Origin of the sequence: Xanthomonas vesicatoria ATCC 35937 (genome assembly GCF_001908725.1) — a bacterium.
GTDB lineage: Bacteria > Pseudomonadota > Gammaproteobacteria > Xanthomonadales > Xanthomonadaceae > Xanthomonas > Xanthomonas vesicatoria.
The window spans coordinates 4,046,045-4,071,677 of sequence record NZ_CP018725.1; the positions used below are offsets into that span (position 1 = coordinate 4,046,045).

The following is a 25,633-nucleotide window of genomic DNA, read 5'->3' on the forward strand; positions in this document are numbered from 1 at the left end:
TCCTCAGATGTGGCGCCGCGTCCTTTCGCCCGCCATACAGGAATCTTCCGGTGTCCGTGTCCTTCGCTTCCACCCGTTCCCCGTCGCCGCGCAGTGCCGACGAACTGTCCGTGATTCTGGCCGCGCCCGGTTTCGGGCTGCATTTCACCGACCACATGGTCGCCATTTCCTGGAACAACGAGCAGGGCTGGCACGATGCGCAAGTGCGTGCGTACGGCCCGCTGCAGCTGGATCCGGCTGCCTCGGTGCTGCATTACGGCCAGGAAATCTTCGAAGGCATCAAGGCCTACCGGCACGCCGATGGATCGATCTGGACCTTCCGCCCCCAGGCCAACGGCGAGCGCCTGCAGCGCTCGGCGCGTCGCCTGGCGTTGCCGGAATTGCCGGTGGACCTGTTCGTTGAATCGCTACGCCAGCTGGTTGCCGTGGATGCCGGCTGGGTGCCGTCGGCACCGGAAACCAGCCTGTATTTCCGCCCCTTCATGATTGCCGATGAGGCCTTCCTGGGTGTGCGCGCGGCGCACAAGGCTTCGTATTACGTCATCGCCAGCCCGGCCGGCCCTTACTTCGCCAAGGGCGTGGCGCCGGTGTCGATCTGTTTGTCCACCGAGTACGCGCGTGCGGCCAAGGGCGGTACCGGCGCGGCCAAGTGCGGCGGTAACTACGCCGCCTCGCTGTTGCCGCAGCAAAAAGCCTATGCGCAGGGCTGCTCCCAGGTGCTGTTCCTGGATCCGGTGGAAGGCAAGTACATCGAAGAACTGGGCGGCATGAACGTGTTCCTCGTCTACAAAGACGGCACCTTGGTGACCCCGGAACTGTCCGGCAGCATCCTGGAAGGCATCACCCGCGACAGCATCCTGCAGCTGGCGCGCGACCGCGGCATGCGCGTGGTCGAGCGCAAAGTCGCAATCGACGAATGGAAGCAGGGCGTAGCGTCCGGCGACATCGTCGAAGTGTTCGCTTGCGGCACCGCTGCGGTGGTCACCCCGATCGGTGAGCTCAAGGGCGACGGCTTTGCGGTGGGTGATCTGTCCGCACCGGCAGGCGAAGTCACCATGTCGCTGCGCCAGGAATTGACCGATATCCAGTACGGCCGCGTGGCGGACCGACACGGCTGGCTAGTGCGCTTGTCCTAAGTCAGCGTTACAGCGTCAAAAACAGGCCTCTGCGCGTCAGCGCAGGGGCTTTTTTTTGCCTGTTATGCAGCAGCGCGCCACGCGCTAAGTCAAAAAAGTGTGGGAAGCGGACTGAACAGACATGACGCTTGTCACAAAAATGATATTTAAGTTTCAAAAATGTCGATTTCGTATTTTCCAGTCTGGTTGTAGTGAGATAGGTTCGCTGAACGAATCGATAACAGGGGGTCGGTTCGAGGACCTCGGCGCCGACTGATGGAAGACGGCGCCGGACTACACCGCTACGGCGGTTCTCTTTGATCTAGAAGGGAATTCGATGTCGAACGAGTCTTTCCGCAAGCGTCCTCGCACGCTCACCGTCCTGGGTGCCGCCGCGCTGACCTCCCTGTTGCTGGCAACGCCTGCGTTTGCCGGTGAGGTCTATCTGGACGGTCTTGCCACCGCCCAGACCCACCAGAAATTCATCGTGACCTACAAGGATGGCAGCACCACGCTGGCCAGCCCGAGTGCATTGACCAGCGCGTTGCGCACCGCCGCCCGTGCGGTGCCGATCAAGGCCGGCAAGGCATTGGGCCTGGCCCCTGTCCGCCGTCTGGCGTTGGGGCCGGAACTGATCAAGGCCGACCGCGCGCTGGATCGCGCCGAGGCCGAGACCCTGATGCGCCAGCTTGCTGCCGACCCTAACGTACAGAGCGTGGAAGTGGACCAGATCCTGCGCGCCACGCTGACGCCCAACGACACCCGCCTGTCCGAACAGTGGGCGTTCGGCACCACCAATGCCGGCCTCAACATTCGCCCAGCCTGGGACAAGGCCACCGGAACCGGCGTGGTGGTCGCAGTGATCGATACCGGCATCACCACGCACGCCGACCTCAACGCCAACATCCTGCCGGGCTACGACTTCATCAGCGACGCGACGGCTGCACGCGACGGCAATGGACGCGACAGCAATCCGGCGGACGAGGGCGACTGGTACGCCGCCAACGAATGCGGCACCGGAATTCCGGCCTCCAACTCCAGCTGGCACGGTACCCACGTGGCCGGCACGGTCGCCGCGGTGACCGGCAACAACACCGGCGTGGCCGGTACCGCCTACAACGCCAAGGTCGTGCCAGTGCGCGTGCTCGGCAAGTGCGGCGGTTCGTTGTCGGATATCTCCGACGCCATCATCTGGGCCTCGGGAGGCAGCGTCAGCGGTGTGCCGACCAACGCCAATCCGGCCGAGGTCATCAACATGTCGCTCGGTGGTGGCGGCACCTGCTCGACCACCATGCAAAACGCGATCAGCGGCGCGGTCTCGCGCGGCACCACTGTGGTGGTGGCCGCCGGCAACAGCTCGGCCAACGTGTCCGGTTCGCTGCCGGCCAACTGCGCCAACGTCATTGCGGTGGCGGCCACGACCTCTGCCGGCGCCAAGGCCAGCTATTCCAACTTCGGCGCCGGGATCGATGTGTCCGCGCCCGGCTCGGCGATCCTGTCCACGCTCAACAGCGGCACCACCACCCCGGGCAGCGCCAGCTATGCGTCCTACAACGGCACCTCGATGGCGTCCCCCCACGTGGCCGGCGTCGTTGCGCTGGTGCAGTCGGTCGCACCGACCGCGCTCACTCCAGCAGCGGTGGAAACGCTGCTGAAGAACACCGCGCGCGCGTTGCCCGGTGCCTGTTCTGGCGGTTGCGGCGCCGGCATCGTCAATGCCGACGCCGCAGTGACGGCGGCCATCAGCGGCAGCAACGGGGGTGGCGGTGGCGGAACCGGCAATACGCTGACCAACGGCACGCCGGTCACCGGCCTGGGTGCGGCCAGCGGTGCGGAGCTGAACTACACCATCGCCGTTCCCGCCGGCAGCGGGACGCTGACCGTGGCGATCAGTGGCGGTACCGGCGATGCGGATCTGTACGTGCGCGCCGGCAGTGCACCGACCGACACGACCTACACCTGCCGCCCGTACCGCAGCGGCAATGCCGAAACCTGCAGCATTACCGCGCCCTCGGGCACTTACTACGTGCGGGTCAAGGCGTACAGCACGTTCTCCGGTGTGACCTTGAGCGCCAGCTACTAAGCCTGTCCTACGACGCTGGGGCGCTGTCTGGCCGCCTGGCCAGGCAGCGCTAACCAGCGCTGCATCCCATCTGCGATGTCCGCCCACGTCTGCCGTTTCGGCAGGCGTTGGCGAGGCATTGCCGCTCGGCCGGAATGGACGCCGGTCAGTCGTTTCGACGGGCGTCATCGCCCGTCCATTCCGCCCCGAACCGCGGCATGCGGCAAGGGGTCGGCCATCTCGCCGCAGCTGCGGTACTTCTTACTTCTTGAGGAACGATCGATGTCCAATGTGTCGCAACGTCGTGCACCTGCACGCGCACTGGTGGTGCTGGGTGTTTCCGCGCTGACCTCCCTGCTGGCCGTGCCGGCGTTTGCCGGTCAGGTCAATCTGTCTGGCCTGGATTCGCAGCCCACGCTGGACCGCTTCATCGTCAAGTACAAGGACGGCAGCAGCCCGGCAGTAAGCCCGACGTCGATGCGCGCATCGCTCAATTCTGTCGCCACCGCGGTGCCGGCCCGCGCCGGTCGCGCGCTGGGCCTGAACCACGTGCGCCGCACTGCGCTGGGCTCGGAAGTGCTCAAGGCCAGCCGTGGGCTGGACCGCGCCGAAGCCGAAACGCTGATGCGCCGCATCGCCGCCGACCCGAGCGTGGACTACGTGGAAGTCGACCAGATCATGTATCCGGTCCTGACCCCGAACGACACCCGGCTGTCGGAGCAGTGGGGCTTCGGCACCACCGCCTCCAGCATCAACGTGCGTCCGGCCTGGGACACCGCCACCGGCACCGGCGTGGTGGTGGCGGTGATCGACACCGGCATCACCAGCCACCCGGACCTCAACGCCAACGTGCTGCCGGGCTATGACTTCATCAGCGACGCGGCGCGTGCGCGCGACAATAATGGTCGCGACAACAATCCGGCCGACCAGGGCGACTGGCGTGCTGCCAACCAGTGCGGGACCGGCGTTGCCGCGGCCAATTCCAGCTGGCACGGCACCCATGTGGCCGGCACCATTGCCGCGGTGACCAACAACAGCACCGGTGTGGCTGGTACCGCATTCAATGCGCGTATCGTGCCGATCCGTGCGCTGGGCCTGTGCGGGGGCAGTACGTCGGATATTGCCGATGCGATCGTCTGGGCCTCCGGCGGTAGTGTGTCCGGCGTGCCGGCCAATGCCAATCCGGCCGAGGTGATCAACATGTCGCTGGGCGGCAATGGCACCTGTTCCAGCACTTACCAGAACGCGATCAACGGCGCGGTGTCGCGCGGCACCACGGTGGTGGTGGCGGCCGGCAACAGCAATGCCAACGTGGCTAACTTCACGCCGGCCAGCTGCGCCAACGTGATCTCGGTGGCATCGATCACCTCGGCAGGCGCGCGTTCGAGCTTCTCCAACTTCGGCAGCACCATCGACATCTCCGGCCCGGGCTCGGCGATCCTGTCGACCTTGAACAGTGGCACCACCACGCCGGGTTCGGCCAGCTACGCCAGCTACAACGGCACCTCGATGGCCGCACCGCACGTCGCCGGCGTGGTGGCGCTGGTGCAGTCGGCGGCCAGCCGTCCGCTGACCCCGGCGGCAGTGGAAACCCTGTTGAAGAACACCGCGCGTCCGTTGCCGGGCGCCTGCTCGGGCGGCTGCGGTGCCGGCATCGTCAACGCAGCCGGAGCGGTCAGCCAGACCCCGTAAGGCGAAGGCGAGATGCGATGCCGGCCTGACCGCTGGCATCGACGTCGGGCCGGTCCCGACGCAGTTGTCGGTGTTTTGAAATGCCCCGCTTCGGTGGGGCAGTGTGCGTTTGGGGCTTGGCCACGCCTGGGCGTTGGCCGGCCAGCGTCGGCAATGGCTGAACACAGCCCATGGCACTGCTCTCCGGCCGCTTCAGCTACGCATCTGGCACGCCGATAGCCAGCGCACGTGAGGCATCGCCGTACACGGCCGCTCCACGACAGGCAGTGCGCCTCGCAGAGGGTATCGGCGTGGTGTCCTCCGACTTTCAGCTCCTTGGGGAGGGTTGATCCATGTCGCATGTCTCGGTTGGGGTGCTGCGCCACGCTGCACTTGTCTGTGCGTTGTCCTGCACCTTTTATGCCACTGCCGGCGAGGTGAGCCTGCAGGGGCTGGCCTCCAGTTCCACCCATCAACGTTTCATCGTCAGCTACAAGGACCGTGTGGGCAGCAGCCGTGCGACCGGCCTGTCCGAGCCGTGGCGCGAGATCGCCAGCGTCGTGCCTGCACAGCGCGGGCGCGCGGTGGGGTTATCCGCCACACGCCGGCTCAGCACCGGCCCGATGCTGTTGGTGGCCGATCGCAAACTGGACCGCGTGGACGCAGAAAGCCTGATGCGGCGTCTTGCCGCCGACCCGGCCGTCAAGCGCGTGGAAGTGGACGTATTGATGCGTCCCTTGCTGGTGCCCAACGATCCGGGCGTGCCGCAGCAGTGGGCGATGGGTACCAGTACCGCCGGTCTGAATATCCGGCCGGCGTGGGACCGCACCACCGGCAAGGGCATCGTGGTGGCGGTGATCGATACCGGCATTACCAAACATCCGGATCTGGACGCCAATGTGCTGCCCGGCTACGACTTCATCACCGACCCAGCGACGGCGCGCGACGGCAATGGGCGCGATGCCACTTCTGCCGACCAGGGCGACTGGACTGCCGCCAACGAGTGCGGGCCCGGTGCATCGGCCTCCAGCTCCAGCTGGCATGGCACGCATGTGGCCGGCATCGTGGCGGCGGTCGGCAACAATGCAGTCGGGGTGGTCGGTACCGCGTTCAATGCCAAGCTGCTGCCGCTGCGCGTGCTTGGCCGATGCGGCGGTTACATGTCCGATATCACCGATGCGATCGTCTGGGCATCGGGCGGCAAGGTCAACGGCGTGCCGGCCAATCCCAATCCGGCCACGGTGATCAATCTGTCGCTGGGTGGCGCCGGCAGTTGTTCGACAACGTTGAGCACAGCCATCACCGGCGCAGTGACGCGCGGCAGCTCGGTAGTGGTGGCAGCCGGCAACAGCAATCTGGATGTCTCCACCAGCGTTCCAGCCAATTGCCCGAACGTAATCGCAGTGGCGGCCACGACTTCGGCAGGCGCCAAGGCCAGCTTCTCCAACTTCGGCAAGGGCGTGGATATCGCAGCGCCGGGGCAGGCCATCGTTTCCACGCTCAACAGCGGCACCACGGTCTCGGGAAATGCGGCATATGCGTCCTACAGCGGCACCTCGATGGCCGCACCGCATGTGGCCGGTGTGGTGGCGCTGATGCAATCAGTGGCACTGAATCCGCTTACGCCGGCCGTGGTGAAAGCCATGCTCAAGAGCAGCGCCCGGCCATTGCCGGTTGCCTGCACACAGGGCTGCGGTGCGGGCCTGGTCAATGCCGATGGCGCGGTGGCGGCGGTGATCGCGTCAACGACATTGAGCCGTAATGTGGCGCGTATCGGCTTGAGTGCAGCGCAGTCGGATGCGCTGTATTACCAGATCAATGTGCCGGCCGGCACCCGCGCACTCAAGGTGACGCTCAACGGTGGCAGCGGCAATGCGGATCTGTCGCTGCGCCTAGCTGCACTGCCCACCGACACTGTCTACATCTGCCGCAGCTTGCTGCCCGGAAATGCCGACAGTTGCACACTGAACGCACCGGCGGCAGGTACGTATTACGTGCGGTTGAAGGCGACGCTGGCGTTTTCGGGAGTCAGCGTCACGGCGGCGTACTGAGTATCGCCTCGGCAGCTCGATCGCCGCGGCTTATCGCGGCTGACAAGACGTAGCGAGCAGTCGTCGGGCCGGTGAGGACAGTGCACTCAGAAAACGGAGTGGACGGGTGGGACATGCCGCGTCGAGCGCCCGGCGGCTGCGCAGTCGTCTTGTTGGCCGCTCTTACTCGCACAGCGCGCAGGCGCGTGCGCTGAGGGCCTGCAACAGCTGTTCGCCGGGCAATTCCAGCAGCAACCCACGTTGGCCGGCGTTGATCCACAGCGCCGGTGCGTCCAGCGCGGTAGCTTCGATCAGCACCGGCGCCTGCCGTTGCTGACCGAGCGGGCTGATACCGCCGACCTTATAGCCGGTGCGGCGTTCGGCATCGGCCACGTCCATCATGCGTGCGGATTTGCCGCCGCATGCGCTGGCCAGTTTCTTTAACGACAGGCGCCGGTCGCAGGGAATGACTGCGCACACGGCCAGATCGTCGACCCAGGCCATCAATGTCTTCAGCACCGTCTGCGGTGCTAGCCCAAGCGCAGTTGCCGCCTGCAGGCCTTTGGCGTCTGCATCGGCTTGATAGTCGTAGGGATGCAACACATAGGCCACACCGGCAGCGTCCAATGCCTTGGTCGCGCGGGTGGCCTTGCTCATGGCCTCAGAGCGACTCGAAGCGGTTGGCGGCGACGTTCTTGCGCACCTTTTCCGGATTCCAGATGCGCCCGTTCATGGCGATATACACGCCGGCCGGCAGCGACTGCACTGCACCGACCGCGCAGCCGATATTGAATTCCGCATCCGAGCCGCGGAAGCGCGCCGGATTGAGCGCGCCGGTCATCACGATGGTCTTGTCGGCGATCGACTGCAACACCTTGCCGGTCTCCACCATCGAGTCGGTGCCGTGGGTGATCAATACGTGGCGTGTCGGTTGGGCGGCGATGGTGGCGCGGATCAGTTCGCGGTCGGCCTCGGTGATGTGCAGCGAATCCTTGCGGATGATCGGAATCACCGAAAAACGGAAGGTCACGCCCAGTTCCTTGAGGATCTGGCCGATCTGCGGGTCGCCGATCTGGTAGTCGGATTTATCGTCGAAGTAGATCTTGTCGATCGTGCCACCGGTGGTGACGATCAGGAGGTCTTCCATTGCAGCCAATCCTTCAAACGTGCGCGGTGCAGGGCGCGCGAGGGCCGTCATGATACGGCGCGACGGCGCGCGCTGCAGCGCGTCGCCTTAGCGCGGGGCGCGTTTGTTGCCGAAGCGCGCGGCAACGCCGGGCCCGCTGACCAACCCGATGACGAGCAGCGCCAGCAGCAGTTCCAGCCACGCCAGAGCGCGGACGTGCGGTTGACTCCAGGCGGCCATCACGCCGTGACTGAACCAGCCCAGCGCAAAGGTGCCGGCCCAGAAACGGGCACGGGCACTACGCACGGCCAGTACGCCGGTCAGTGCCGGGGGCAGCGCGAAGACCAGCAAGGCGGCGGCACGGCGCGGGTCGTCGTGAAACCAGATCACGTACAACACCGCCAGCGCCAGCAGTGCGAACGTCAGCAGCCAATGTACAGCGCGCAGGCTCACGGCGCTGCGAGCCGGCGCGCGATGTCGGCGACCCGGCGGCCCAACGCGCGCGCCAGCAGGGCTTCGTCCTCGCTGGGTTGCGGGTCGCCACCGGCGCCGGACACATGGCTGGCGCCATACGGGGTGCCGCCGCTGGTGGTGTGGCTGAGCGCGGCCTCGGTGAACGGGATGCCGACGATCAGGCAGCCGTGGTGCAGCAGCGGCAAGTGCATCGACAGCAGGGTGGATTCCTGGCCGCCATGCATCGAGGCGGTGGACGTGAACACGCCAGCCGGCTTGCCGGCCAGGGTGCCGGTGGCCCATTCGGCGCCCAGGCTGTCGAGGAAGTGCTTCATCGGTGCGGCCATGTTGCCGAAGCGGGTCGGACTGCCCAGCAGCAGGCCGCTGCATTCGGCCAGGTCGGCGCGGTCCACGTAGGGCGCGCCTTCGTCCGGCACCGGCGGGGCGCTGGTCTGGGTGACCGCGGCCACTGGCGGCACCGTGCGCAGCCGCGCGCTCATGCCCGGCACTTCGCCGATGCCGCGCGCGATCTGCCGCGCCAGCCGCGCTACCGAGCCGCCACGGCTGTAATACAGCACCAGAATCTCCGCCATCGTGCCTCTACCGCTTATTGAGTTGCCGCAGTATCGGCCATGCCACCGCCTGCCTGCACGCCGCAGGTGCGGCAAGGCCGCGATGACGGCGCATCGGGTACCCTTGCGCGATGTCGCGTGTGAACAAACTCCACCAATGGAAAGAGCGTCTGCGCGATCGCGCGCGGACGGTGAGTTTCGGTCGCTTTCTGTGGCGCCGCTTTCTGGACGACCGCCTGTTCCAGGCCGCCGCCTCGCTGGCCTACACCACGGTGTTTGCGCTGGTGCCGCTGGCCATCGTGGTGTTCGGCGTGTTGTCGGCGTTTCCCGCCTTCAACGAGTGGAAGGACGCGCTCACCGACTTCATCTTCAACAACTTCGTGCCGGGCGCCGCGCGCTCGGTACAGAACTACCTCAACCGCTCGCTGGAAGATCTGGGCAAGTTCACCGTCGCCGGTATGGTGGCGCTGGTGGCCTCGTTGCTGATCACCCTGCACAGCATCGAGCAGACCTTCAACAGCATCTGGCGGGTGGCTGCCGCGCGGCCCAAGGTGACCCGGTTCTTGATTTACTGGACCGTGCTGACGCTGGGCACGATGCTCGCCGCCGCCGCGATGGCCATGGCGGCCTATGTGTTTGCGCTTCCGCTGTTCCGCACCACCGAAGGCCAGTGGCTGGCCGGATTCGCCTGGCGCCTGGCGCCCATGGCGGTGGAATTCGTCTGCATCGTGCTGATTTATCGCGTGGTGCCGCAGCACGTGGTGCGCCTGCGGCATGCACTGCCAGGCGCGCTGCTGGCGGTGATCCTGATGGAAATCGTCAAGTGGGGCTTCGGCTTTTATCTCGGCAATTTCCAGACCTATCAACGCATCTACGGTGCGCTGTCGGCGCTGCCGATCCTGCTGCTGTGGATCTATCTGAGCTGGGTGTCGGTATTGCTGGGTGCATCGCTTGCCTCGTCGATGTCTGCGTTTCGCTATCAGCCTGAAGCCATGCGCCTGCCACCGGGTTTCGAAATCTACGGCCTGTTGCGTCTGCTCGGCCGGTTCCGGCAGGCGCGTATCCACGGCAATGGACTGGACGAAGACCGCATCCTCGCGCTGGAGCCGATGCTCACCGACACGCTGATGCAGGAGCTGCTGTGCGAGCTCAAACGCATCCGCCTGCTGCGGCGAGACGAACGCGGCCAATGGCTGCTGGCGCGCGATCTGGATGTGGTGCCGTTGGCCGAACTCTACGAAAACTGCCAGCTGCGCGTGCCAATCGAAGACCGCCCGTTGCCGTGCCGCGACGATGCCTACGGCCAGGCCGCCGCCGCTGCGCTGGAACAATTGCGTCAACCATTGCGCGGCGTGCTGGCGCAACCGGTCGGCGACCTCTACACCCACCTCCCCGGAGATCCCTCATGACGATGCGCCTTGTGCGCGGCGCGTGCGCGCTGCTGTTGCCGCTGTTGATCCTGACCGCCTGCAAGCCCACCGGGCAAGGCACGCCCGCTGTGGCCGATTCGGGGGCGAAGCCTGCCGCAACCACCCAGGCACCCGAAAAACCTGCCGCTGACCCGGCAAGCGCGGCCAACACTTCGGTGGTGCAGCAGACCGCCGAGATGCCCAAGCTGTCGCTGCCCACGGTGTCGGGCGAGACCTACGACCTGGCGGCGCATCGCGGCAAGTGGGTGGTGGTCAACTTCTGGGCCACCTGGTGCGCGCCTTGCCTGAAGGAAATGCCCGAGTTGTCGGCACTGCACACCATGCGCGACAGCGTCGAAGTGGTAGGCCTGGCGTACGAAGACATCACCGCCGCCGACATGCAGGCATTTTTGAAAGACCACCCGGTGTCCTACCCGGTGGCGATCCTGGACCCGTATCAGCCGCCACAGGACTTCGCCACCCCGCGCGGCCTGCCGATGACCTATCTGATCGGCCCGGACGGCAAGGTGGCCAAGCAGTTCCTCGGCCCGGTCACCGCACGCGACATCGAAGCGGCGGTCGGCATCACCGGCAAGGCGGGGTGATGCAGGCCGCGCGCTTTGTGGTCAGCGGGACCGTGCAGGGTGTGTGGTACCGCGCCTCCACCCGCGAGCGCGCGCTCGCGCTGGGCCTGTACGGGCACGCCCGCAACCAGCCTGACGGCAGCGTGGAGGTGGTCGCCGCCGGCAGCGCGGCCGCGCTGGAGGCGTTGGAAACCTGGCTGTGGCAGGGCCCGCCAGCAGCGCAGGTGACGGCGGTGACGCGCACGGCGTGCCCGATTCCGCCGACTGAAGAATTTGTAACTGGCTGAGTGCGTGCCGCCACGGCGGGGCAAAAGAGTTGCGTTGCCTCGCCGATAACCTTCTCAACGCGATCAGGCGTTCAGGGGAATGTAATGGCCGCTCCATCTCAAGATCACAACGACGGGCACGATCTGGCGGCACAGCGCCGCAATCGCCAGCTGACGCAGTTCGGGCCGTGGCTGTATCTCGGCGCGTTGCTGGGCAGTGGCTGGTTGCTGTTCGTGCAGCCGTCCACCCGCGTCCTGCAGCCCGAACAGGCCGCCACCAGCTGGCTGCTGGCATGGACGTTTGGTGGCATCGTGATCGGTGCGGTGGCGTGGAGCCTGCGTCTGGCGCGTCGCGGTCTGGCGCAGCCGTCGGCAACCTACCCGATGTCTGCACGTCTGCCCGAATCCTGGACCGATGCCTATGCGACGCTGTTGCGCCCGGTGGCGCCGACCGTATCTGCCACACCCCGCCTCGACCCGACTGACACCCAGCGCGGCGCTGCCTGGCACCGCTTCGGGGCCGGCATGCTCAGCCCCGAGACCTTCGACCCCAACGATGCCACCCGCGCGCCGTGGGATGGGATGGATGCCCAGGCCTGCATCGCACGCCTGGACGAAGTGCGCACCGCCTGGCAGAACGCGTCGGTCAACCGCACGCTGCAGCAGGAGCGTCGTTATTGGCTTGACGTGGTGCTGTCGCTGCTCGATCACGGCGTGATGCGCCCGTTGCAGGACGGCTACCTGCCCGACACCGCCGCGCTGCGCACCGAGCGTTTCCTGCTGGGCGCCGATGCGGGCCCGATCGTCCTGGCCGACGTGCCGGCTCTGTTCGCACGCCGGCTGGCCTTGGCCATTGAAGTGATGCCCGCCGCGCAACGCGACGCGGCCGGCGTGCAGTGGCGGCTGCTGCAGCAACTGCATGCCTTGGTTGCCGAAGGCCGCATGCTGGACGAGCGCTCGCAGGTGATCCAGGTGCTGGCATGGAACCCGGACGTGGACCTGGACCAGGTCGAAGTGGCCTACATCCTGGCTGCCGAATATCGCGAAGGCATGCGCGACTGGTTGCGTCGCGCCGCACTGGTGCGTCTGCCCGACAGCGCCCTGCGCCTGGACGAAGTACTCCTATCGTCCTGCAGCCCGCTCGGCGCGCAAGCCGATGATGTGGACTACATGGAGGCGATGCGCCCGCTGCACCGCGGTTTCATGCAGTTGTTCAGTCAGCGTCTGAGCCAGCTCGTGGTGCAGGCCGAGCAGGCCGAACGTCAGGCCGGCCTACACCCGCTGCCACGTGCCTCCACGGCCAGCGACGAAGTCTCTCAGGACTGGCCGGCGTAATCGTCGATCGGCTCCAGCACGCCATAGCGCTCCTTGTGCGGCTTGCCGTGCAAGGGCGGCAGCGCTAGCGGCTCTTCCGGCACCGAGGTGTCCGGCAACCGATCCAGCAGATCGCGGATCAGGCTCAATCGACCACGTTTCTGGTCGTTGAAATCCACCAGCGTCCATGGTGCATCCGGGGTGTGGGTCGCTTCGAGCATGCGCTCGCGCGCAGCGGTGTAATCGTCGTACTTGGTGCGCGACTGCAGATCCACCGGCGACAGCTTCCAGCCCTTGAGCGGGTCTTCGTGGCGCTCAGCAAAGCGTTCTTCCTGCTCGGCCTGGTCCACGCACAACCAGTACTTGAACAGCAGAATGCCGTCATCGACCAGCATCTGTTCAAAGCGCGGCGCCTGCTCCAGAAAGGCCTCGTATTGCGCGTCGGTGCAATAGCCCATGACCCGTTCCACGCCGGCGCGGTTGTACCAGCTGCGATCCATCAGCACCAACTCGCCGCCAGCCGGCAGATGCGTCACATAGCGCTGGAAGTACCACTGCGTGCTTTCGCGATCATTGGGCTTAGGCAGTGCCACCACGCGGCATTGCCGCGGGTTGAGATGGCTGGCGATGGTCTGGATCACGCCACCCTTGCCTGCGGTGTCGCGGCCTTCCACCAGCACCAGGGCGCGTTGATTGGTGTGGCGCAGCCAGCGCGCCATGCCCACCAGCTCCAACTGCAGCGGTGCCAGTAACTTTTTGTAGGCCTTGCGTTTCAGGTGCGACATGCGCGTTCCGTTCGGCGATCGAGCGCGCAGGCTATTCGCCCAGCCGTGGACGCAGTGTCGCCAGATTGCACGGTTTGGTGCGCGCATCCAGCTGCGCACGCACGATCTTTTCCCACGCCGTGCGGCACGCCGAGGTGGAGCCGGGCAGGCAAAACACGAAGCTGTGATTGGCCAGCCCCGCAAATGCACGCGACTGCAGCGAAGAGGTGCCGATTTCGTCCACGCTGATGGCGCGGAACATCTCGCCGAAGCCCGGCATGACCTTGTCCAGCAGAGGTGTGATCGCCTCCGGCGTGCTATCGCGGCCAGTGAAGCCGGTACCGCCGGTGACCAGGATGCCGTCCACCTGCGCATCGGCAATCCACGCCGACACGATCGCACGCATGCGGTAACGGTCGTCCGGACACAGCGCGCGGTCGTGCAGCACATGGCCTTCGTGAGTGAGGGAGTCGGCCAGATAATCGCCGGAGCGGTCGTCGGCCAGCGTACGGCTGTCGGACACCGTCAGCACGCACAGGCGCAGGGGGATGAAGTCGGGAGTAGAAGGCATGCCGGCAGCGTAACCAGCCGCAGCGGCTGGGTACAGTGCCGCGATGTCAATTTGAGTGACGCCGAGTGGTGGATACGGACGGTGCCTGAATTCGATCGGTGTTGGACGTCGATCAATACTGGAAATGGCGGGCGTCAGCATCGCGCGCGCTCTGACTCTCAACGCCCAGGGATCAAATCCGCTCTCCTACGGGAGAGGGGTAGGGTGACGGTACGGGCGAAGCCTCCAATCAGCACTTCTTACATTTGGGGGCTCAAGGCCGCAGCGATCAGCAGAGCCCCGAGCAAAAGCAGTCGCGGCCTGAGCGTTACAGCCTTGCGTGCACCCTCACCGGGCGCTGCGCTCATCTGGTCCCGAGAAGGACGCTGCTCTCTCGGCAGCGGTTGGCTTAACTCCGTTGCAGGCAGCGGCTTGAGCCACAGCCGCCCTCAACATTCCCTGACATGCCGCAACCGCCAACCGCCAACCGCCAACTAAATCCCCAACCAACCACGTTCCCGTGCCATCGTCTGCAGCAGGGCCGCCAGATCGTCCGCAAACCCATCCATATCGAAAACCCCACTGCGTTGCCGTTGCTCGCCTAGACGCGAACGCAGAGCAGCCAACGCATCAGCATCGCCTGCCAACGCCACCGCCTTGGCCACAAACGCAGCGTCGTCGGCCACGTTCATCTCCTCTAGCCCCAGATGCTGATTGAGGCTGCCCGCTACCCGCGCGGCAAACGGCTCGCCGGGCGTGGTCAGTACCGGGCAACCTGCCCACAGTGCGTCGGAGGCGGTGGTGTGCGCGTTGTAAGGATGCGTATCCAGAAACAGATCCGCGTGCCGGTAACGCGCCAGGTACTGCGGATGGGGCAACTTCGGCATGAAGACCAGGCGCTGCCCATCCACGCCGTGCGCCTGTGCTGCCGCACGCAACCGCGCATCGACCTGGCCCGGCCCCGACAACAGCCACAGCACGCTGCCGGGCACCGCACGCAGGACCGCCAGCATGCGCGCCATGCTGCGCGGATTGAGTTTGTAGCTATTGTTGAAACAGCAAAGCACCGCGCCCTGCGTGGGCAAACCGCATTCGGCACGCGATGGCGGCTCGCCAAGCGTGCGCGTGGTGTCCGACGGCTGGAATACGCGGTTCACGCGTAGCACTCGTTCGCTGTAGAACGGCGCCAGCGACGGCGGCAATGCAAAGGCGTCGCCCAGCACGTAATCCATCCACGGCGCACCGGAGGTGCCCGGGTAGGCAAGCCAATTGATTTGCACCGGCGCCGGCCGCAGTGCGAACACTTCCGGGCGCCCGCCGCCGCCCCAGCCGCGTAGATCGAACAATACGTCCACACCCTGCGCGCGGATGTGCTGCGCGGTGGCCAGATGCCCAAGCAGGCTGACATCGTGCAACGTCGCAGCCTGCGTCAGACGCGCGCGAATTGCGCTGCCGTCGTCCCGGCTGGTCGCGAACAGGTGCAGCTGCAGCGCCGGCTGGCGTCGCTGCAATGCTTCGAACAGTGCCACGGTCAACAGACCGGTGGGATGCGCGCCGAAGCCATTGGACACAAAGCCCACGCGCAACGCGCCGCGGCTGCGTATCGCAACCGGTGGCAGCGGTTGCAGGCTCGAGGCGATTGCCTGCGCACGCAGGCGCGCGCAGGCCAGTTGCTCGGCCGCAGTGGCGTCCTCGCTCAAGAACGCGAACGGCTCCACCGCCGCTGCGCCATGTGCCACGGCGGTGCGGACCTGCGCGGCCAAGGCATCCAGGCCGCGCCAATCGCATAAACGACGTCGCCAGTTGAGCAGCTGCGCCGCGATGTACGGCTCGTCGGGCAGCAGGTGATACGCGCGTGCGTAGGCCGCTGCCGCCTGCTCCGGCTGATCGGCATCTTCCAATGCATGGCCCAGCCACAGCGCGATGCCCGGATGCTGCGGCACCAGGTCCGCTGCCTGCTGCAACAAGCGCGACGCCTCGGCATGTCGCTGTTGCGCCCAACGCACGCGCCCAAGCCGCGCGATCGCCTCCGGGTGGCCTGGATGCAAGGCCAATGCGCGTTGCACGGCTAACTCGCCGGCGGCGATGCCACCCATGCCGAGTTCGGCATCGGCCAGCATCAGCCACGCAACGAAATCGCCGGGCTGGCGCCGCACCGCCTCGCGCAGCTGCAGCAGCTCGCGCGGGACGTTGGCACTCATGGGCTGTCGCTCAACCGCGCCAGTTCGTCGGCCTGATGTTCGTGCAGCAAGCGTGCGATCAAGGCATCCAGATCGCCTTCGATGATGTTGGGCAGGTCGTACAGGGTCAGTCCTTCCACCCGGTGGTCGGTGATGCGGCCCTGCGGGAAGCTGTAGGTGCGGATGCGTTGGCTGCGGTCGCCGCTGCCCACCTGCAATTTGCGTGTCTGCGCTTCGGCCGCCGCGGCCTTGCTGCGTTCGGCTTCCACCAATTGCGCCTTCAGTCGCTTCATCGCCTTGTCGCGGTTGGCGTGCTGGCTGCGCTCGGTCTGGCATTCCACCACCACGCCACTGGGCACATGGGTGATGCGGATCGCCGACTCGGTCTTGTTGACGTGCTGGCCACCGGCGCCGGAGGAGCGAAAGGTGTCCACTTTCAGGTCGGCCGGGTTGATCACGATCTCTTCGATGTCATCGGCTTCGGGAATGATCGCCACCGTCGCTGCCGAGGTGTGGATGCGGCCCTGCGATTCGGTCGCCGGCACGCGCTGCACGCGATGGGTGCCGGATTCGAACTTCAACCGCGAATATGCGCCGCGCCCGACCACGCGTGCCACCACCTCCTTGTAGCCGCCGTGCTCGCCGGGGCTGTCGGATTCGATTTCCACCTTCCAACCCTGGCGCTCGGCATAGCGGGCGTACATGCGGAACAGGTCGCCGGCAAAGATCGCCGCTTCGTCGCCGCCGGTGCCGGCGCGCACTTCCAGGAACAGGTTGCCGTCGTCGCGTGGATCGCGCGGCACCAGCAGCAAGGCCAGCTGCGCATCCAGTTCATCCAAACGCGCCTGTGCGGCAGCGATCTCCTCTTCGGCCAGTTCGCGCATTTCCGGATCGTTGCGCATGGCTTCGGCCGCGCTCAGGTCGGCCTTGGCGCGCGCCTCGTCTTCCAGGGCTATGGCCACCGGCTCCAGCTGCGACAGCTCGCGCGACAAGCTGCGGAACTTGTCGTTGTTGTTGACCACGTCCGGGTCGGACAACAGGTGCTGCAGTTCTTCGCGGCGCTCGGCCAGCGCTTCGAGCTTACGGCGCAGGGTCGGCGTCATCAGTCCTCACGATCGGGGTAGCTACAGGGGGATGTTGGTAACCGGGTTTTTCCGGAAACAGCCGCTCGGCCGCGCTGGTCAATTCCAGGTCGTTATTGAGCGCGGCATCGCGCAGCGCCGCGGTCGGCGGGTGCAACAGGCGGTTGGTCAGTGCATGCGCCAGCTGCTCCAGCACCTCGTCGGCCGGCTTGCCGTTGCTCAACTGCTGACGCGCCTTGGCCAGCAGTTCGTCGCGGGTGCTGTCGCCGAACGCACGCAGCCGCTTGAGCGGTGCCTGGCGTGCGTTGGCCTGCACGGTCTCGACATAGCGCGCCACCTGCAGGTCGATGATTGCCTCGGCCTGGTCTGCGGCCTCGCGGCGGCTGCGGCGGTTGTCTTCGACCGCACGTTCCAGATCGTCAACGGTGTACAGGTAGGCGTCGCCGAGCTCGGCCACCGAGGCGTCGATATCGCGCGGCACTGCCAGGTCGAACAACAGCATCGGCTTGCGCTTGCGCGCGCGCAACGCCTGTTCTACCTGCACCCGCGTCACCACCGGCTCGCGCGCGGCAGTGGCAGAAAACACCACGTCGGCCTCGGCCAGATGGCGGTCCAGATCGGTCAGCGGCAGGGCGTAGCCGCCGTGCTGGCTGGCCAGCGTCTGCGCATGCGCAAGGGTGCGGTTGGCGATCAACAGGCGGCGCACGCGGCCTTCGCTCAGGTGCTTGGCGGCCAGCTCGATGGTTTCGCCGGCGCCAATCAGCAACACCGTCGATTCGTTGAGCCGCGCAAAGGATTCCTGCGCCAGGCGCACCGCGGTGGAGGCCACCGACACCGGGTTGGCACCGACGCGGGTGTCTGTCCGCGCGCGCTTGGCCACCGAAAAGGTCTGCTGGAACAATCGATCCAGCCCACTGCCCAGTGCGCCATGCGCGCGTGCCACCGCCCAGGCATCCTTCACCTGGCCCAGGATCTGCGGCTCGCCCAGCACCATCGAATCCAGCCCGGTGGCGACCCGGAACAGGTGGCGCACCGCGTCGGCATCCTGATGCTGGTACAGATAGCCGCTCAGTCCCGGCGCATGCGCGTCCAGCCAGCCAGCCAGCGTCTGTGCATCGTCGGCCATCGCATACAGCTCGGTGCGGTTGCAGGTGGACAGCAGCGCGGCCTCGCGCACCTGCGGCAAGGCTCGCAACGATTCGAGCGCGCGCGGCAACGCGTCACCTGCGAACGCCGCGCGTTCGCGCAGGTCCACAGGTGCGGTCTGGTGATTCAGTCCGAGCACCCACAACGTCATTGTTCAGTTGCTTGCGATAAGCTGGCGGCCATTCAGGGCCCCATTTTACGGCCCGGTTGCCCCCGATGCCTGTACCGATTCGCATCCTGAGTGTTCTTTTGCTGGTCGCAGTCTCTGCCAACGCCGCCGCAGCGCCCACGAAAGCACCGCCCGCTCGACCGGCCAGCAGTGCCGGCGCCACCTCGCTGGAACCTGTGCTCGCTGGCGAATTCGCCTTGCAGGCCGGGCAGTTGGATGATGCTGCCCGCGCCTATCTGGACGCCGCCAAGGCCGAAGCCGGCGACGCCGGGCTGGCCGAGCGTGCCGCCCGCATCGCCATGCTGGCCAACGACGACCCGCGTGCGATCGAGGCCCTGGCGCTGTGGCGGGCCCGCGCGCCGTCGTCGATGTCGATGCGCAGCACCGAAGCCTCGCTGGCCCTGCGCCGCAACGATCTGCGCACGGCGCGCCGTGATTTGCTCGGCCTGCTCAAGGAGCCCGACCCGCGCGGCTGGCGCTTTGCGCTGATCGCGCTGGCCAATGGCGGCCGCGAGCCGGAAGCCTCGGCCGACGTGCTCGAAGACCTGGTCAAGGCCGGTGCCATCCCCAACCAGATCGAGGTGTGGCAGGAATTCGGCCGGCTCGCGCTGCGCATGGAGCGCCCGACGCTGGCCAAGCGCATCGTCGACGAAGTGGTGCGCCGCTTCCCGGAGGAGCCGCGGGTGGCCTTGCTGCATGCCACCCAGTTGCAGCAGGAAGGCAAGAACGACGAAGCGCTGGCGTTGCTGAAGAACGTCGAACCGCAGGCGGTGAAGAACTCCGAGTTGCGCGGCGCGCTGGCCTTCGCCTACGACGCCATGGGCCAGACCGAAGCGGCCGCGCGCGTGCTGTCTACCGGGCCGCAGGACACCCAGACTTACGGGTTACGTGCGTCCATGCTCGCCAAAGAGAAGGACCGCACCGCGTTGGAAGCACTGTATGGCGAGCTCAAGAGCAACGCTACCAAGCCCGACCCGGACCGCCGCCTGCTGCTGGGCAAGATCGCCGAATTCCTCAAGCGGTACGACGAGGCGGTGGAGTGGTACCGCGGCGTGCCTGGCGGATCGCAATTGAGCGAAGCGCGTTTGCGTGCCGCCAGCGCCCTGTACGAGCTGGGTCGCAAGCCTGAGGCGTTGGCCGAAGTGCGTGCATTGCAGAGCGATGCCAGTGCCGATGACGACGCCCGCCGCGACGCCTATGTGCTGGAAGCCGAGCTGCACCAGCGCGCCGACGACGCCCCTGGTGAGCTGGACGCCTTCGAACGTGGTTTGGCCGCCTACCCGGACGATGGCGCGCTGCTATACGCCCGCGGCCTGGCCTGGGAGCGCCGCGACGACGTGGCGCGCGCCGAGGCCGACCTGCGCAAGATCCTGGTCGCCGAACCGGAAAATGTGGCGGCCTTGAATGCGCTGGGCTACACCCTGGCCGATCGCACCACCCGCTACAAGGAAGCGCTGGCGCTGATCGACCGCGCCCGCACTGCCGACCCGGACAACCCGGCCATCGTCGACAGCTACGGCTGGGTGCTGTACCGCATGGGGCGCACCAAGGAAGCCCTGGTGCAGCTGCGCCGCGCTTGGGCATTGGTCAAGGACCCGGAGATCGCCGCGCACGTCGGCGAGGTGCTGTGGGTCAGCGGCAAGCAGGACGAGGCGCGCCGCTACTTCGATGAAGCCCGCCGGCTGGATCCTGACAACCGCGCGCTGCAACGCGCCGTGGAAAAGTTCGGGTTATGAGCAAGTCGTTCCGCACGCTCGCCTTGAGCGGGGTGGTGCTGTGCGGCCTGTCGGCCTGCGTCAGCGTGCCGCGCGGGCAGGGCGGCGGCGCGGCGGTGGTCGATCACGTGTCCGGCAGCGCCCGCGAAGCCGAAGCCGCTCGCCAGGCCTGGCTGCTGGCCCATCCCAACTGGTCGTTCCAGGGGCGTGTAGCGATCAGCAAGGACCGTAACGGTGGTAGTGGGCGCATTGATTGGCAGCAGGATGGCGCGCAGTACCGCGTGCAGCTCAGTGCCCCGGTGACCCGCCAGAGCTGGGTGCTCACCGGCGACACCACCACCGGCGCCGGCCGACTCGATGGCCTGGACGGTGGTCCACGCAGCGGCCCGGACGCCGAACAGGTCTTGCTGGAGGCGACCGGCTGGACCATTCCGGTCAATCAGATGCCGGACTGGGTGCGCGCGCTGCGCATTGCCGATGCCGGCGCGCAGCGCGTCGATCTGGACGCCGCCGGGCGCCCGCGCACGGTGCAACAGGACGGCTGGACCATCGAATTTCTCGCCTGGGCGCCTGCCAGCGGCGGCCAACCCGAGCTGCCGCAGCGTATCGAAGCCCATAACGGCAGCGCCAAGGTCCGCCTGCTAGTCGATCAGTGGACGGTATCGCCCTGATGGCAGCGCTGGATGGCTGGTCGGCGTGGCCCGCGCCGGCCAAGCTGAACCTGTTTCTGCAGATCATCGGGCGCCGCGCCGACGGCTACCACCTGCTGCAGACCGTGTTCCGGCTGCTGGACTGGGGGGACACCATTCATCTTCGTTTGCGCAGCGATGGCCTGATTCGGCGCGTCGGCGACAGTTTGCCCGGCGTTGCCGAGGACGATGACCTAGTGGTCCGCGCCGCGCGGCTGCTGCAATCGTCTACCGGCACGCGGACGGGCGCGGAGATCCGCGTCGACAAGCGCATTCCCGCCGGCGGCGGATTTGGCGGCGGTTCGTCGGATGCGGCAACCGTGCTGGTCGCACTCAACGCCTTGTGGAGCCTGGGCTTGCCGGTCGATGCACTGGCCGCGCTGGGTTTGCAGCTGGGTGCGGACGTGCCGGTCTTCGTCCGCGGACACAACGCCTGGGCCGAGGGCGTGGGCGAGCAGCTCACCCCGATTGCGCTTCCACCGGCCGCCTACCTGCTGGTCGACCCAGGCGTCCACGTGCCCACGCCGGCGTTATTTCAATCACAGGAATTGACGCGGGATGCCGCGCCCGTGAAAATAGCGGACTTCGCTTCCGGTTCTCAGCTCGACAATGCGTTCGAGCCGGTCCTGCGGCGCCGCGAACCCGCCGTCGAGGCCGTGTTCCAGGCGCTGTCCCAGATCGGCACGCCACGTTTGACCGGGTCGGGAAGTGGGTGTTTCGTCGAATTCGCCACGCGCGCTGCTGCAGAGCAGGCCCTGGCGCAGTTGCCGGGCAGCCTGCGGGCGTGGGTGGTGGAGGGTGCAGCGCACTCGCCATTGCTCGACGCACTGGATGCAACAACGTTTTGATGCAGGGGCGTCGCCAAGAGGCCCAAGGCACCAGGTTTTGATCCTGGCATTCGTAGGTTCGAATCCTACCGCCCCTGCCAGTTTTTGATGCATTGATGCAGGTCCCCTGCAACAGCCGTAGATGCAGGTCCCCCTGCAACAGCCCGTACATCCTTGTGCGGGGATTGAACAACCAGCCCGGCATTAGGTCGGCTTTCTCCAGCTCCACCATCGCACGCTCTTCGCCGCCGCCCGAGAGATCCCATGCAAGACCAACGTAACCTGCTGGTGTTCTCCGGCAATGCCAACAAGCCGCTTGCCCAGAGCATCTGCAAGGAGCTCGGGGTACGCATGGGCAAGGCGCTGGTCACGCGCTTTTCCGATGGCGAAGTACAGGTCGAGATCGAGGAGGGCGTGCGCCGGCAGGAAGTGTTCGTCATCCAGCCGACCTGCGCGCCGAGCGCCGAAAACCTGATGGAACTGCTGGTGCTGATCGACGCGCTCAAGCGCGCCAGTGCCCAGTCCGTCACCGCAGTGATCCCGTACTTCGGTTATTCGCGTCAGGACCGCCGCATGCGCTCCTCGCGCGTGCCGATCACCGCCAAGGTCGCCGCCAAGATGATCTGCGCGATGGAGGCGGACCGCGTGTTGACGGTCGACCTGCATGCCGACCAGATCCAGGGCTTTTTCGATGTTCCGGTCGACAACGTCTACGCCTCGCCGTTGTTGCTGGCCGACATCTGGCGCGCCTACGGCACCGACAACCTGATCGTGGTTTCGCCGGACGTGGGTGGTGTGGTGCGCGCGCGCGCCGTCGCCAAGCGTCTGGATGATGCGGATCTGGCCATCATCGACAAGCGCCGTCCGCGCGCCAACGTGGCCACGGTGATGAACATCATCGGCGACGTGCAGGGCAAGACCTGCGTGCTGGTCGATGACCTGGTTGATACCGCCGGCACCTTGTGTGCGGCCGCCGCAGCGCTGAAGCAGCGCGGCGCCCTCAAGGTGGTCGCCTACATCACCCACCCCGTGCTGTCGGGTCCGGCGGTGGACAATATCAACAATTCACAGCTCGACGAGCTGGTGGTCACCGACACGATTCCGCTCAACGAAGCGGCGCGCACCTGCCCGAAGATTCGTCAGCTGAGCGTGGCCGAGGTGCTGGCCGAGACCATTCGCCGCATCGCCTTCGGCGAATCGGTCAGCTCGCTCTACGTCGACTGATCCCGCATTCGGCGCCCGGATCTCCGGGTGCCGGTACCACGTCTCTCCTGGTCGCGGGTGAGACGCTTCATCGCCGCGAGGCGGTATTCCAATCTAGGTAGTGAAACAACATGGCAAAGACTCACGAAATCAAGGTCGAGCGCCGCGCAGACGAGGGGAAGGGTGCGAGCCGCCGCCTGCGTCACGCTGGCGTCATTCCGGCCATCGTCTACGGTGGCGAACTCGAGCCGGTCAGCATCCAGCTCAACCATGAGCAGATCTGGCTTGCCCAGCAGAACGAGTGGTTCTACTCGTCGATCCTCGACCTGAACCTCAACGGCGACGTGCAGCAGGTGCTGCTGCGTGACATGCAGCGCCATCCGTTCAAGCAGCTGATCATGCACATCGACTTCCAGCGCGTCAGCGCCAACGAGAAGCTCAGCGCCGCTGTGCCGCTGCACTTCGTCAACGAAGCAAGCTCGCCGGCCGGTAAGTCCAGCGAAGTGGTCGTGACCCACGAACTGAACGAAGTCCAGGTGGTCTGCCTGCCGAAGGACCTGCCGGAGTTCATTGAAGTCGACCTCGGTGCCCTGGAAGTGGGCAACGTGATCCACTTGTCCGAAATCAAGCTGCCAGCCGGTGTGGAAATCCCCGAGCTGAAGCTGGGCAAGGAACACGACGTCGCCGTGGTGGCTGCCAAGCACGTGCGCGTCGAAGAAGAAGACGCTGCCGGTGAAGAAGGCAGCGAAGGCGCAGAAACCAAGTAATCCGCCGGCCGGTTCCTCGCATCGGCGGGGAATCGGCTGCGGTGACTGGCATGTCTGCACTTCGGCTGATCGTCGGGCTCGGCAATCCGGGCCCGGAACACACGCAAACCCGGCACAACGCCGGGTTTCGCTTCGTCGATGCCCTCATCGAGCGCAGTGGCGCCCGCTGGGGTCTGGACAGCAAGTTGTTCGGCGAAACGGCCAAGGTCGATATCGCAGGGCAACCGGTCTGGCTGCTCAAGCCGGCCACCTTCATGAATCTCAGTGGCAAATCGATCACTGCCGCGTTGCGGTTCTGGAAGATCGAACCGGAGCAGATGCTCGTCGCACATGACGAGATGGATCTGGCGCCGGGCACGGCACGGCTCAAGTTCGACGGTGGACACGGCGGTCAGAATGGGCTGCGCGACACGATCCGCCTGCTCGGGCACGGCAAATTTCACCGCTTGCGCGTCGGCATCGGTCACCCTGGTCACAAGGACCGCGTGGTGCCATGGGTACTGGGGCGGGCAGGGCGCGACGACGATGCGGCGATCGGCAACGCAGTGGATGCGGCCATCGATGTCCTGCCGCTGGCGATGGACGGCAATTTCAACGAGGCGATGAAACGCCTGCATACCGAAAAAAAATAGAGAATGGGGAATAGGGAATGGACAAGGCGCTGCTCTTGCCATTCCCGATTCCCGATTCTCCATTCACTGGAAAACCCATGGGTATCAAATGCGGCATCGTCGGCCTGCCCAATGTCGGCAAGTCGACCCTGTTCAACGCGCTGACCAAGGCGGGCATCGCTGCGGCTAATTTTCCGTTCTGCACTATCGAGCCAAATGTCGGCATCGTGCCGGTGCCGGATCCGCGCCTCAACCAGTTGGCCGAGATCGTCAAACCGCAGAAGCTGATTCCCACGGCGGTCGAGTTCGTCGACATCGCCGGCCTGGTGGCCGGTGCGGCGAGCGGCGAAGGCCTGGGTAACAAGTTCCTGGCGCACATCCGCGAAGTCGATGCGATCACCCACGTGGTGCGTTGCTTCGAAAACGACGACGTCATCCACGTGAACAACAAGGTCGACCCGATCAGCGATATCGAGACCATCGATACCGAGCTGGCGCTGGCCGACCTGGACAGCGTGGAAAAGGCGCTCAATCGCGCCGAACGCAGCGCAAAGGGCGGCGACAAGGACGCGGCGGCACGCAAGCCGGTGCTGGCCAAGCTGCAGGCCGCGCTGGCCGACGGCAAATCCGGCCGTGCGGCGGGTCTGGACGAGGAAGAGAAGGCGCTGGTGCGCGATTTGTTCCTGTTGACGCTCAAGCCGGTGATGTACATCGCCAACGTGCTGGAAGACGGCTTTGAAAACAATCCGCACCTGGACGCGGTGCGTGCGCATGCCGCCACCGAAGGTGCAGAAGTGGTGCCGGTCTCGGCCGCCATCGAAGAAGAGCTGTCCCAGCTCGACGACGAAGATCGCGACACCTTCCTGGCCGATCTCGGCCTGAGCGAGCCCGGCCTGAATCGCGTCATTCGTGCGGCCTATAAGCTGCTCGGCCTGCAGACCTACTTCACTGCAGGCGTCAAAGAGGTGCGCGCCTGGACGGTCAGGGCTGGCTCCACCGCGCCACAGGCGGCTGCGGTCATCCATACCGATTTCGAAAAAGGCTTCATTCGCGCCGAGACCATCGGCTTCGACGATTTCATCAAGTATCGCGGCGAAGCGGGTGCGCGCGACGCGGGGCGTCTGCGCCTGGAAGGCAAGGAATATCGGGTCCAGGAAGGCGATGTGTTGCACTTCCGTTTCAACGTCTGACGATTTTTGCTGGATCTCGGTGGCGCTCAGTAGCGCTTGGTGGACAGGCTGGCCCATTTGAAATCAATGGGTTGCGTAAACAATACGGTCTGCTGAGCGTTCCTATTGTTCATCGAGGTCTGAAAAATTCGGGGGTAG

At 66.0% G+C, this 25,633-nt stretch carries 24 protein-coding genes, 1 tRNA gene and 1 other RNA gene; 16 read left to right on the forward strand and 10 right to left on the reverse strand.

Annotation, left to right across the window (positions count from 1 at the left end; translation table 11 throughout):
- Positions 1 to 50 precede the first annotated feature (50 nt).
- From BJD12_RS17550 to BJD12_RS17565, 4 genes are all read left to right on the forward strand, one after another.
- Complete coding sequence (locus BJD12_RS17550; RefSeq protein WP_005988836.1) at positions 51 to 1,136, forward strand: branched-chain amino acid aminotransferase; 1,086 nt, start codon at positions 51 to 53, stop codon at positions 1,134 to 1,136.
- Positions 1,137 to 1,452: 316 nt separating this feature from the next.
- Entirely contained in the window at positions 1,453 to 3,198 is a 1,746-nt protein-coding gene (locus BJD12_RS17555) for a S8 family peptidase (RefSeq protein ID WP_005988835.1), read from the forward strand.
- A gap of 261 nt (positions 3,199 to 3,459) precedes the next feature.
- The gene (locus BJD12_RS17560) at positions 3,460 to 4,869 is read left to right on the forward strand and encodes a S8 family peptidase (RefSeq protein WP_005988834.1); all 1,410 of its coding nucleotides are present in this window, start codon (positions 3,460 to 3,462) and stop codon (positions 4,867 to 4,869) included.
- A gap of 332 nt (positions 4,870 to 5,201) precedes the next feature.
- On the forward strand, positions 5,202 to 6,899 hold the full coding sequence (locus BJD12_RS17565) for a S8 family peptidase (RefSeq protein ID WP_005988833.1): 1,698 nt from the start codon (positions 5,202 to 5,204) through the stop codon (positions 6,897 to 6,899).
- Positions 6,900 to 6,936: 37 nt separating this feature from the next.
- Here the strand turns inward: BJD12_RS17565 and BJD12_RS17570 are convergent.
- The 5 genes from BJD12_RS17570 to wrbA all read right to left on the reverse strand — a co-directional run bounded on the left by BJD12_RS17570 (position 6,937) and on the right by wrbA (position 9,050).
- A non-coding RNA gene (locus BJD12_RS17570) (sX9 sRNA) lies at positions 6,937 to 7,014 on the reverse strand.
- A 47-nt stretch (positions 7,015 to 7,061) separates the two neighbouring features.
- Positions 7,062 to 7,535: a Cys-tRNA(Pro) deacylase gene (gene ybaK, locus BJD12_RS17575; protein ID WP_005988832.1), complete on the reverse strand. Its 474-nt coding sequence runs from the start codon at positions 7,533 to 7,535 to the stop codon at positions 7,062 to 7,064.
- Between the two features lie 4 nt (positions 7,536 to 7,539).
- Positions 7,540 to 8,025, reverse strand: a complete 486-nt coding sequence (locus tag BJD12_RS17580; protein ID WP_005988831.1) for an asparaginase domain-containing protein — start codon at positions 8,023 to 8,025, stop codon at positions 7,540 to 7,542.
- A gap of 87 nt (positions 8,026 to 8,112) precedes the next feature.
- Complete coding sequence (locus tag BJD12_RS17585) at positions 8,113 to 8,457, reverse strand: DUF2069 domain-containing protein (protein WP_005988830.1); 345 nt, start codon at positions 8,455 to 8,457, stop codon at positions 8,113 to 8,115.
- Complete coding sequence (wrbA, locus tag BJD12_RS17590; protein WP_005988829.1) at positions 8,454 to 9,050, reverse strand: NAD(P)H:quinone oxidoreductase; 597 nt, start codon at positions 9,048 to 9,050, stop codon at positions 8,454 to 8,456. The genes BJD12_RS17585 and wrbA overlap by 4 nt, the downstream gene beginning before the upstream one ends.
- A 110-nt stretch (positions 9,051 to 9,160) precedes the next feature.
- Between wrbA and BJD12_RS17595 the strand changes: the two genes are divergently transcribed.
- From BJD12_RS17595 to BJD12_RS17610, 4 genes are all read left to right on the forward strand, one after another.
- Positions 9,161 to 10,438, forward strand: a complete 1,278-nt coding sequence (locus BJD12_RS17595) for a YihY family inner membrane protein (protein WP_005988828.1) — start codon at positions 9,161 to 9,163, stop codon at positions 10,436 to 10,438.
- Complete coding sequence (locus BJD12_RS17600) at positions 10,435 to 11,043, forward strand: TlpA family protein disulfide reductase (RefSeq protein ID WP_005988827.1); 609 nt, start codon at positions 10,435 to 10,437, stop codon at positions 11,041 to 11,043. Before BJD12_RS17595 ends, BJD12_RS17600 begins: the two co-directional genes overlap by 4 nt.
- On the forward strand, positions 11,043 to 11,309 hold the full coding sequence (locus tag BJD12_RS17605; RefSeq protein ID WP_005988825.1) for an acylphosphatase: 267 nt from the start codon (positions 11,043 to 11,045) through the stop codon (positions 11,307 to 11,309). The genes BJD12_RS17600 and BJD12_RS17605 overlap by 1 nt, the downstream gene beginning before the upstream one ends.
- An 84-nt stretch (positions 11,310 to 11,393) precedes the next feature.
- Entirely contained in the window at positions 11,394 to 12,623 is a 1,230-nt protein-coding gene (locus BJD12_RS17610) for a hypothetical protein (RefSeq protein ID WP_005988822.1), read from the forward strand.
- On the opposite strand, the gene ppk2 is transcribed toward BJD12_RS17610, so the two are convergent.
- The 5 genes from ppk2 to hemA form a co-directional block, all read right to left on the reverse strand.
- Positions 12,605 to 13,387 carry a polyphosphate kinase 2 gene (ppk2, locus tag BJD12_RS17615; RefSeq protein ID WP_005988820.1) on the reverse strand — a complete coding sequence of 261 codons (783 nt, stop codon included), beginning with the start codon at positions 13,385 to 13,387 and terminating at the stop codon, positions 12,605 to 12,607. The genes BJD12_RS17610 and ppk2 overlap by 19 nt on opposite strands.
- Positions 13,388 to 13,418: 31 nt before the next feature.
- Positions 13,419 to 13,937 carry a molybdenum cofactor biosynthesis protein B gene (gene moaB, locus BJD12_RS17620; RefSeq protein WP_042827637.1) on the reverse strand — a complete coding sequence of 173 codons (519 nt, stop codon included), beginning with the start codon at positions 13,935 to 13,937 and terminating at the stop codon, positions 13,419 to 13,421.
- A gap of 473 nt (positions 13,938 to 14,410) precedes the next feature.
- The gene (locus BJD12_RS17625) at positions 14,411 to 16,117 is read right to left on the reverse strand and encodes an O-linked N-acetylglucosamine transferase, SPINDLY family protein (RefSeq protein WP_005988816.1); all 1,707 of its coding nucleotides are present in this window, start codon (positions 16,115 to 16,117) and stop codon (positions 14,411 to 14,413) included.
- The gene (prfA, locus tag BJD12_RS17630; protein ID WP_005988814.1) at positions 16,114 to 17,199 is read right to left on the reverse strand and encodes a peptide chain release factor 1; all 1,086 of its coding nucleotides are present in this window, start codon (positions 17,197 to 17,199) and stop codon (positions 16,114 to 16,116) included. Before prfA ends, BJD12_RS17625 begins: the two co-directional genes overlap by 4 nt.
- Positions 17,177 to 18,475 carry a glutamyl-tRNA reductase gene (gene hemA, locus BJD12_RS17635; protein WP_005988812.1) on the reverse strand — a complete coding sequence of 433 codons (1,299 nt, stop codon included), beginning with the start codon at positions 18,473 to 18,475 and terminating at the stop codon, positions 17,177 to 17,179. Before hemA ends, prfA begins: the two co-directional genes overlap by 23 nt.
- A 65-nt stretch (positions 18,476 to 18,540) precedes the next feature.
- On the opposite strand from hemA, the gene BJD12_RS17640 reads away from it, so the two are divergent.
- The 8 genes from BJD12_RS17640 to ychF all read left to right on the forward strand — a co-directional run bounded on the left by BJD12_RS17640 (position 18,541) and on the right by ychF (position 25,495).
- Positions 18,541 to 20,229: a tetratricopeptide repeat protein gene (locus BJD12_RS17640; RefSeq protein ID WP_039420923.1), complete on the forward strand. Its 1,689-nt coding sequence runs from the start codon at positions 18,541 to 18,543 to the stop codon at positions 20,227 to 20,229.
- Entirely contained in the window at positions 20,226 to 20,879 is a 654-nt protein-coding gene (gene lolB / locus BJD12_RS17645) for a lipoprotein insertase outer membrane protein LolB (RefSeq protein ID WP_005988808.1), read from the forward strand. The genes BJD12_RS17640 and lolB overlap by 4 nt, the downstream gene beginning before the upstream one ends.
- Positions 20,861 to 21,745, forward strand: a complete 885-nt coding sequence (gene ispE / locus BJD12_RS17650) for a 4-(cytidine 5'-diphospho)-2-C-methyl-D-erythritol kinase (RefSeq protein ID WP_005988806.1) — start codon at positions 20,861 to 20,863, stop codon at positions 21,743 to 21,745. The genes lolB and ispE overlap by 19 nt, the downstream gene beginning before the upstream one ends.
- 3 nt (positions 21,746 to 21,748) lie before the next feature.
- Positions 21,749 to 21,825: transfer RNA gene (locus BJD12_RS17655), tRNA-Gln, on the forward strand.
- 163 nt (positions 21,826 to 21,988) lie between these two features.
- Entirely contained in the window at positions 21,989 to 22,948 is a 960-nt protein-coding gene (locus BJD12_RS17660; RefSeq protein ID WP_074059435.1) for a ribose-phosphate diphosphokinase, read from the forward strand.
- A 110-nt stretch (positions 22,949 to 23,058) separates the two neighbouring features.
- Positions 23,059 to 23,694 carry a 50S ribosomal protein L25/general stress protein Ctc gene (locus BJD12_RS17665; protein WP_005988804.1) on the forward strand — a complete coding sequence of 212 codons (636 nt, stop codon included), beginning with the start codon at positions 23,059 to 23,061 and terminating at the stop codon, positions 23,692 to 23,694.
- Positions 23,695 to 23,744: 50 nt separating this feature from the next.
- On the forward strand, positions 23,745 to 24,326 hold the full coding sequence (gene pth / locus BJD12_RS17670; RefSeq protein ID WP_005988803.1) for an aminoacyl-tRNA hydrolase: 582 nt from the start codon (positions 23,745 to 23,747) through the stop codon (positions 24,324 to 24,326).
- A gap of 77 nt (positions 24,327 to 24,403) precedes the next feature.
- Positions 24,404 to 25,495 carry a redox-regulated ATPase YchF gene (ychF, locus tag BJD12_RS17675; RefSeq protein WP_005988802.1) on the forward strand — a complete coding sequence of 364 codons (1,092 nt, stop codon included), beginning with the start codon at positions 24,404 to 24,406 and terminating at the stop codon, positions 25,493 to 25,495.
- Positions 25,496 to 25,633: the final 138 nt, after the last annotated feature.

Excerpts from the sequence above, each read along its gene's own strand:
- BJD12_RS17555 (WP_005988835.1), top strand. The coding sequence starts at position 1,453 with ATGTCGAACGAGTCTTTCCGCAAGCGTCCTCGCACGCTCACCGTCCTG.
- BJD12_RS17560 (WP_005988834.1), top strand. The coding sequence starts at position 3,460 with ATGTCCAATGTGTCGCAACGTCGTGCACCTGCACGCGCACTGGTGGTG.
- BJD12_RS17565 (WP_005988833.1), top strand. The coding sequence starts at position 5,202 with ATGTCGCATGTCTCGGTTGGGGTGCTGCGCCACGCTGCACTTGTCTGT.
- ybaK (WP_005988832.1), bottom strand. The coding sequence starts at position 7,535 with ATGAGCAAGGCCACCCGCGCGACCAAGGCATTGGACGCTGCCGGTGTG.
- BJD12_RS17580 (WP_005988831.1), bottom strand. The coding sequence starts at position 8,025 with ATGGAAGACCTCCTGATCGTCACCACCGGTGGCACGATCGACAAGATC.
- wrbA (WP_005988829.1), bottom strand. The coding sequence starts at position 9,050 with ATGGCGGAGATTCTGGTGCTGTATTACAGCCGTGGCGGCTCGGTAGCG.
- BJD12_RS17595 (WP_005988828.1), top strand. The coding sequence starts at position 9,161 with ATGTCGCGTGTGAACAAACTCCACCAATGGAAAGAGCGTCTGCGCGAT.
- BJD12_RS17600 (WP_005988827.1), top strand. The coding sequence starts at position 10,435 with ATGACGATGCGCCTTGTGCGCGGCGCGTGCGCGCTGCTGTTGCCGCTG.
- BJD12_RS17605 (WP_005988825.1), top strand. The coding sequence starts at position 11,043 with ATGCAGGCCGCGCGCTTTGTGGTCAGCGGGACCGTGCAGGGTGTGTGG.
- BJD12_RS17610 (WP_005988822.1), top strand. The coding sequence starts at position 11,394 with ATGGCCGCTCCATCTCAAGATCACAACGACGGGCACGATCTGGCGGCA.
- ppk2 (WP_005988820.1), bottom strand. The coding sequence starts at position 13,387 with ATGTCGCACCTGAAACGCAAGGCCTACAAAAAGTTACTGGCACCGCTG.
- moaB (WP_042827637.1), bottom strand. The coding sequence starts at position 13,937 with ATGCCTTCTACTCCCGACTTCATCCCCCTGCGCCTGTGCGTGCTGACG.
- BJD12_RS17625 (WP_005988816.1), bottom strand. The coding sequence starts at position 16,117 with ATGAGTGCCAACGTCCCGCGCGAGCTGCTGCAGCTGCGCGAGGCGGTG.
- prfA (WP_005988814.1), bottom strand. The coding sequence starts at position 17,199 with ATGACGCCGACCCTGCGCCGTAAGCTCGAAGCGCTGGCCGAGCGCCGC.
- hemA (WP_005988812.1), bottom strand. The coding sequence starts at position 18,475 with ATGACGTTGTGGGTGCTCGGACTGAATCACCAGACCGCACCTGTGGAC.
- BJD12_RS17640 (WP_039420923.1), top strand. The coding sequence starts at position 18,541 with ATGCCTGTACCGATTCGCATCCTGAGTGTTCTTTTGCTGGTCGCAGTC.
- lolB (WP_005988808.1), top strand. The coding sequence starts at position 20,226 with ATGAGCAAGTCGTTCCGCACGCTCGCCTTGAGCGGGGTGGTGCTGTGC.
- BJD12_RS17660 (WP_074059435.1), top strand. The coding sequence starts at position 21,989 with ATGCAAGACCAACGTAACCTGCTGGTGTTCTCCGGCAATGCCAACAAG.
- BJD12_RS17665 (WP_005988804.1), top strand. The coding sequence starts at position 23,059 with ATGGCAAAGACTCACGAAATCAAGGTCGAGCGCCGCGCAGACGAGGGG.
- pth (WP_005988803.1), top strand. The coding sequence starts at position 23,745 with ATGTCTGCACTTCGGCTGATCGTCGGGCTCGGCAATCCGGGCCCGGAA.
- ychF (WP_005988802.1), top strand. The coding sequence starts at position 24,404 with ATGGGTATCAAATGCGGCATCGTCGGCCTGCCCAATGTCGGCAAGTCG.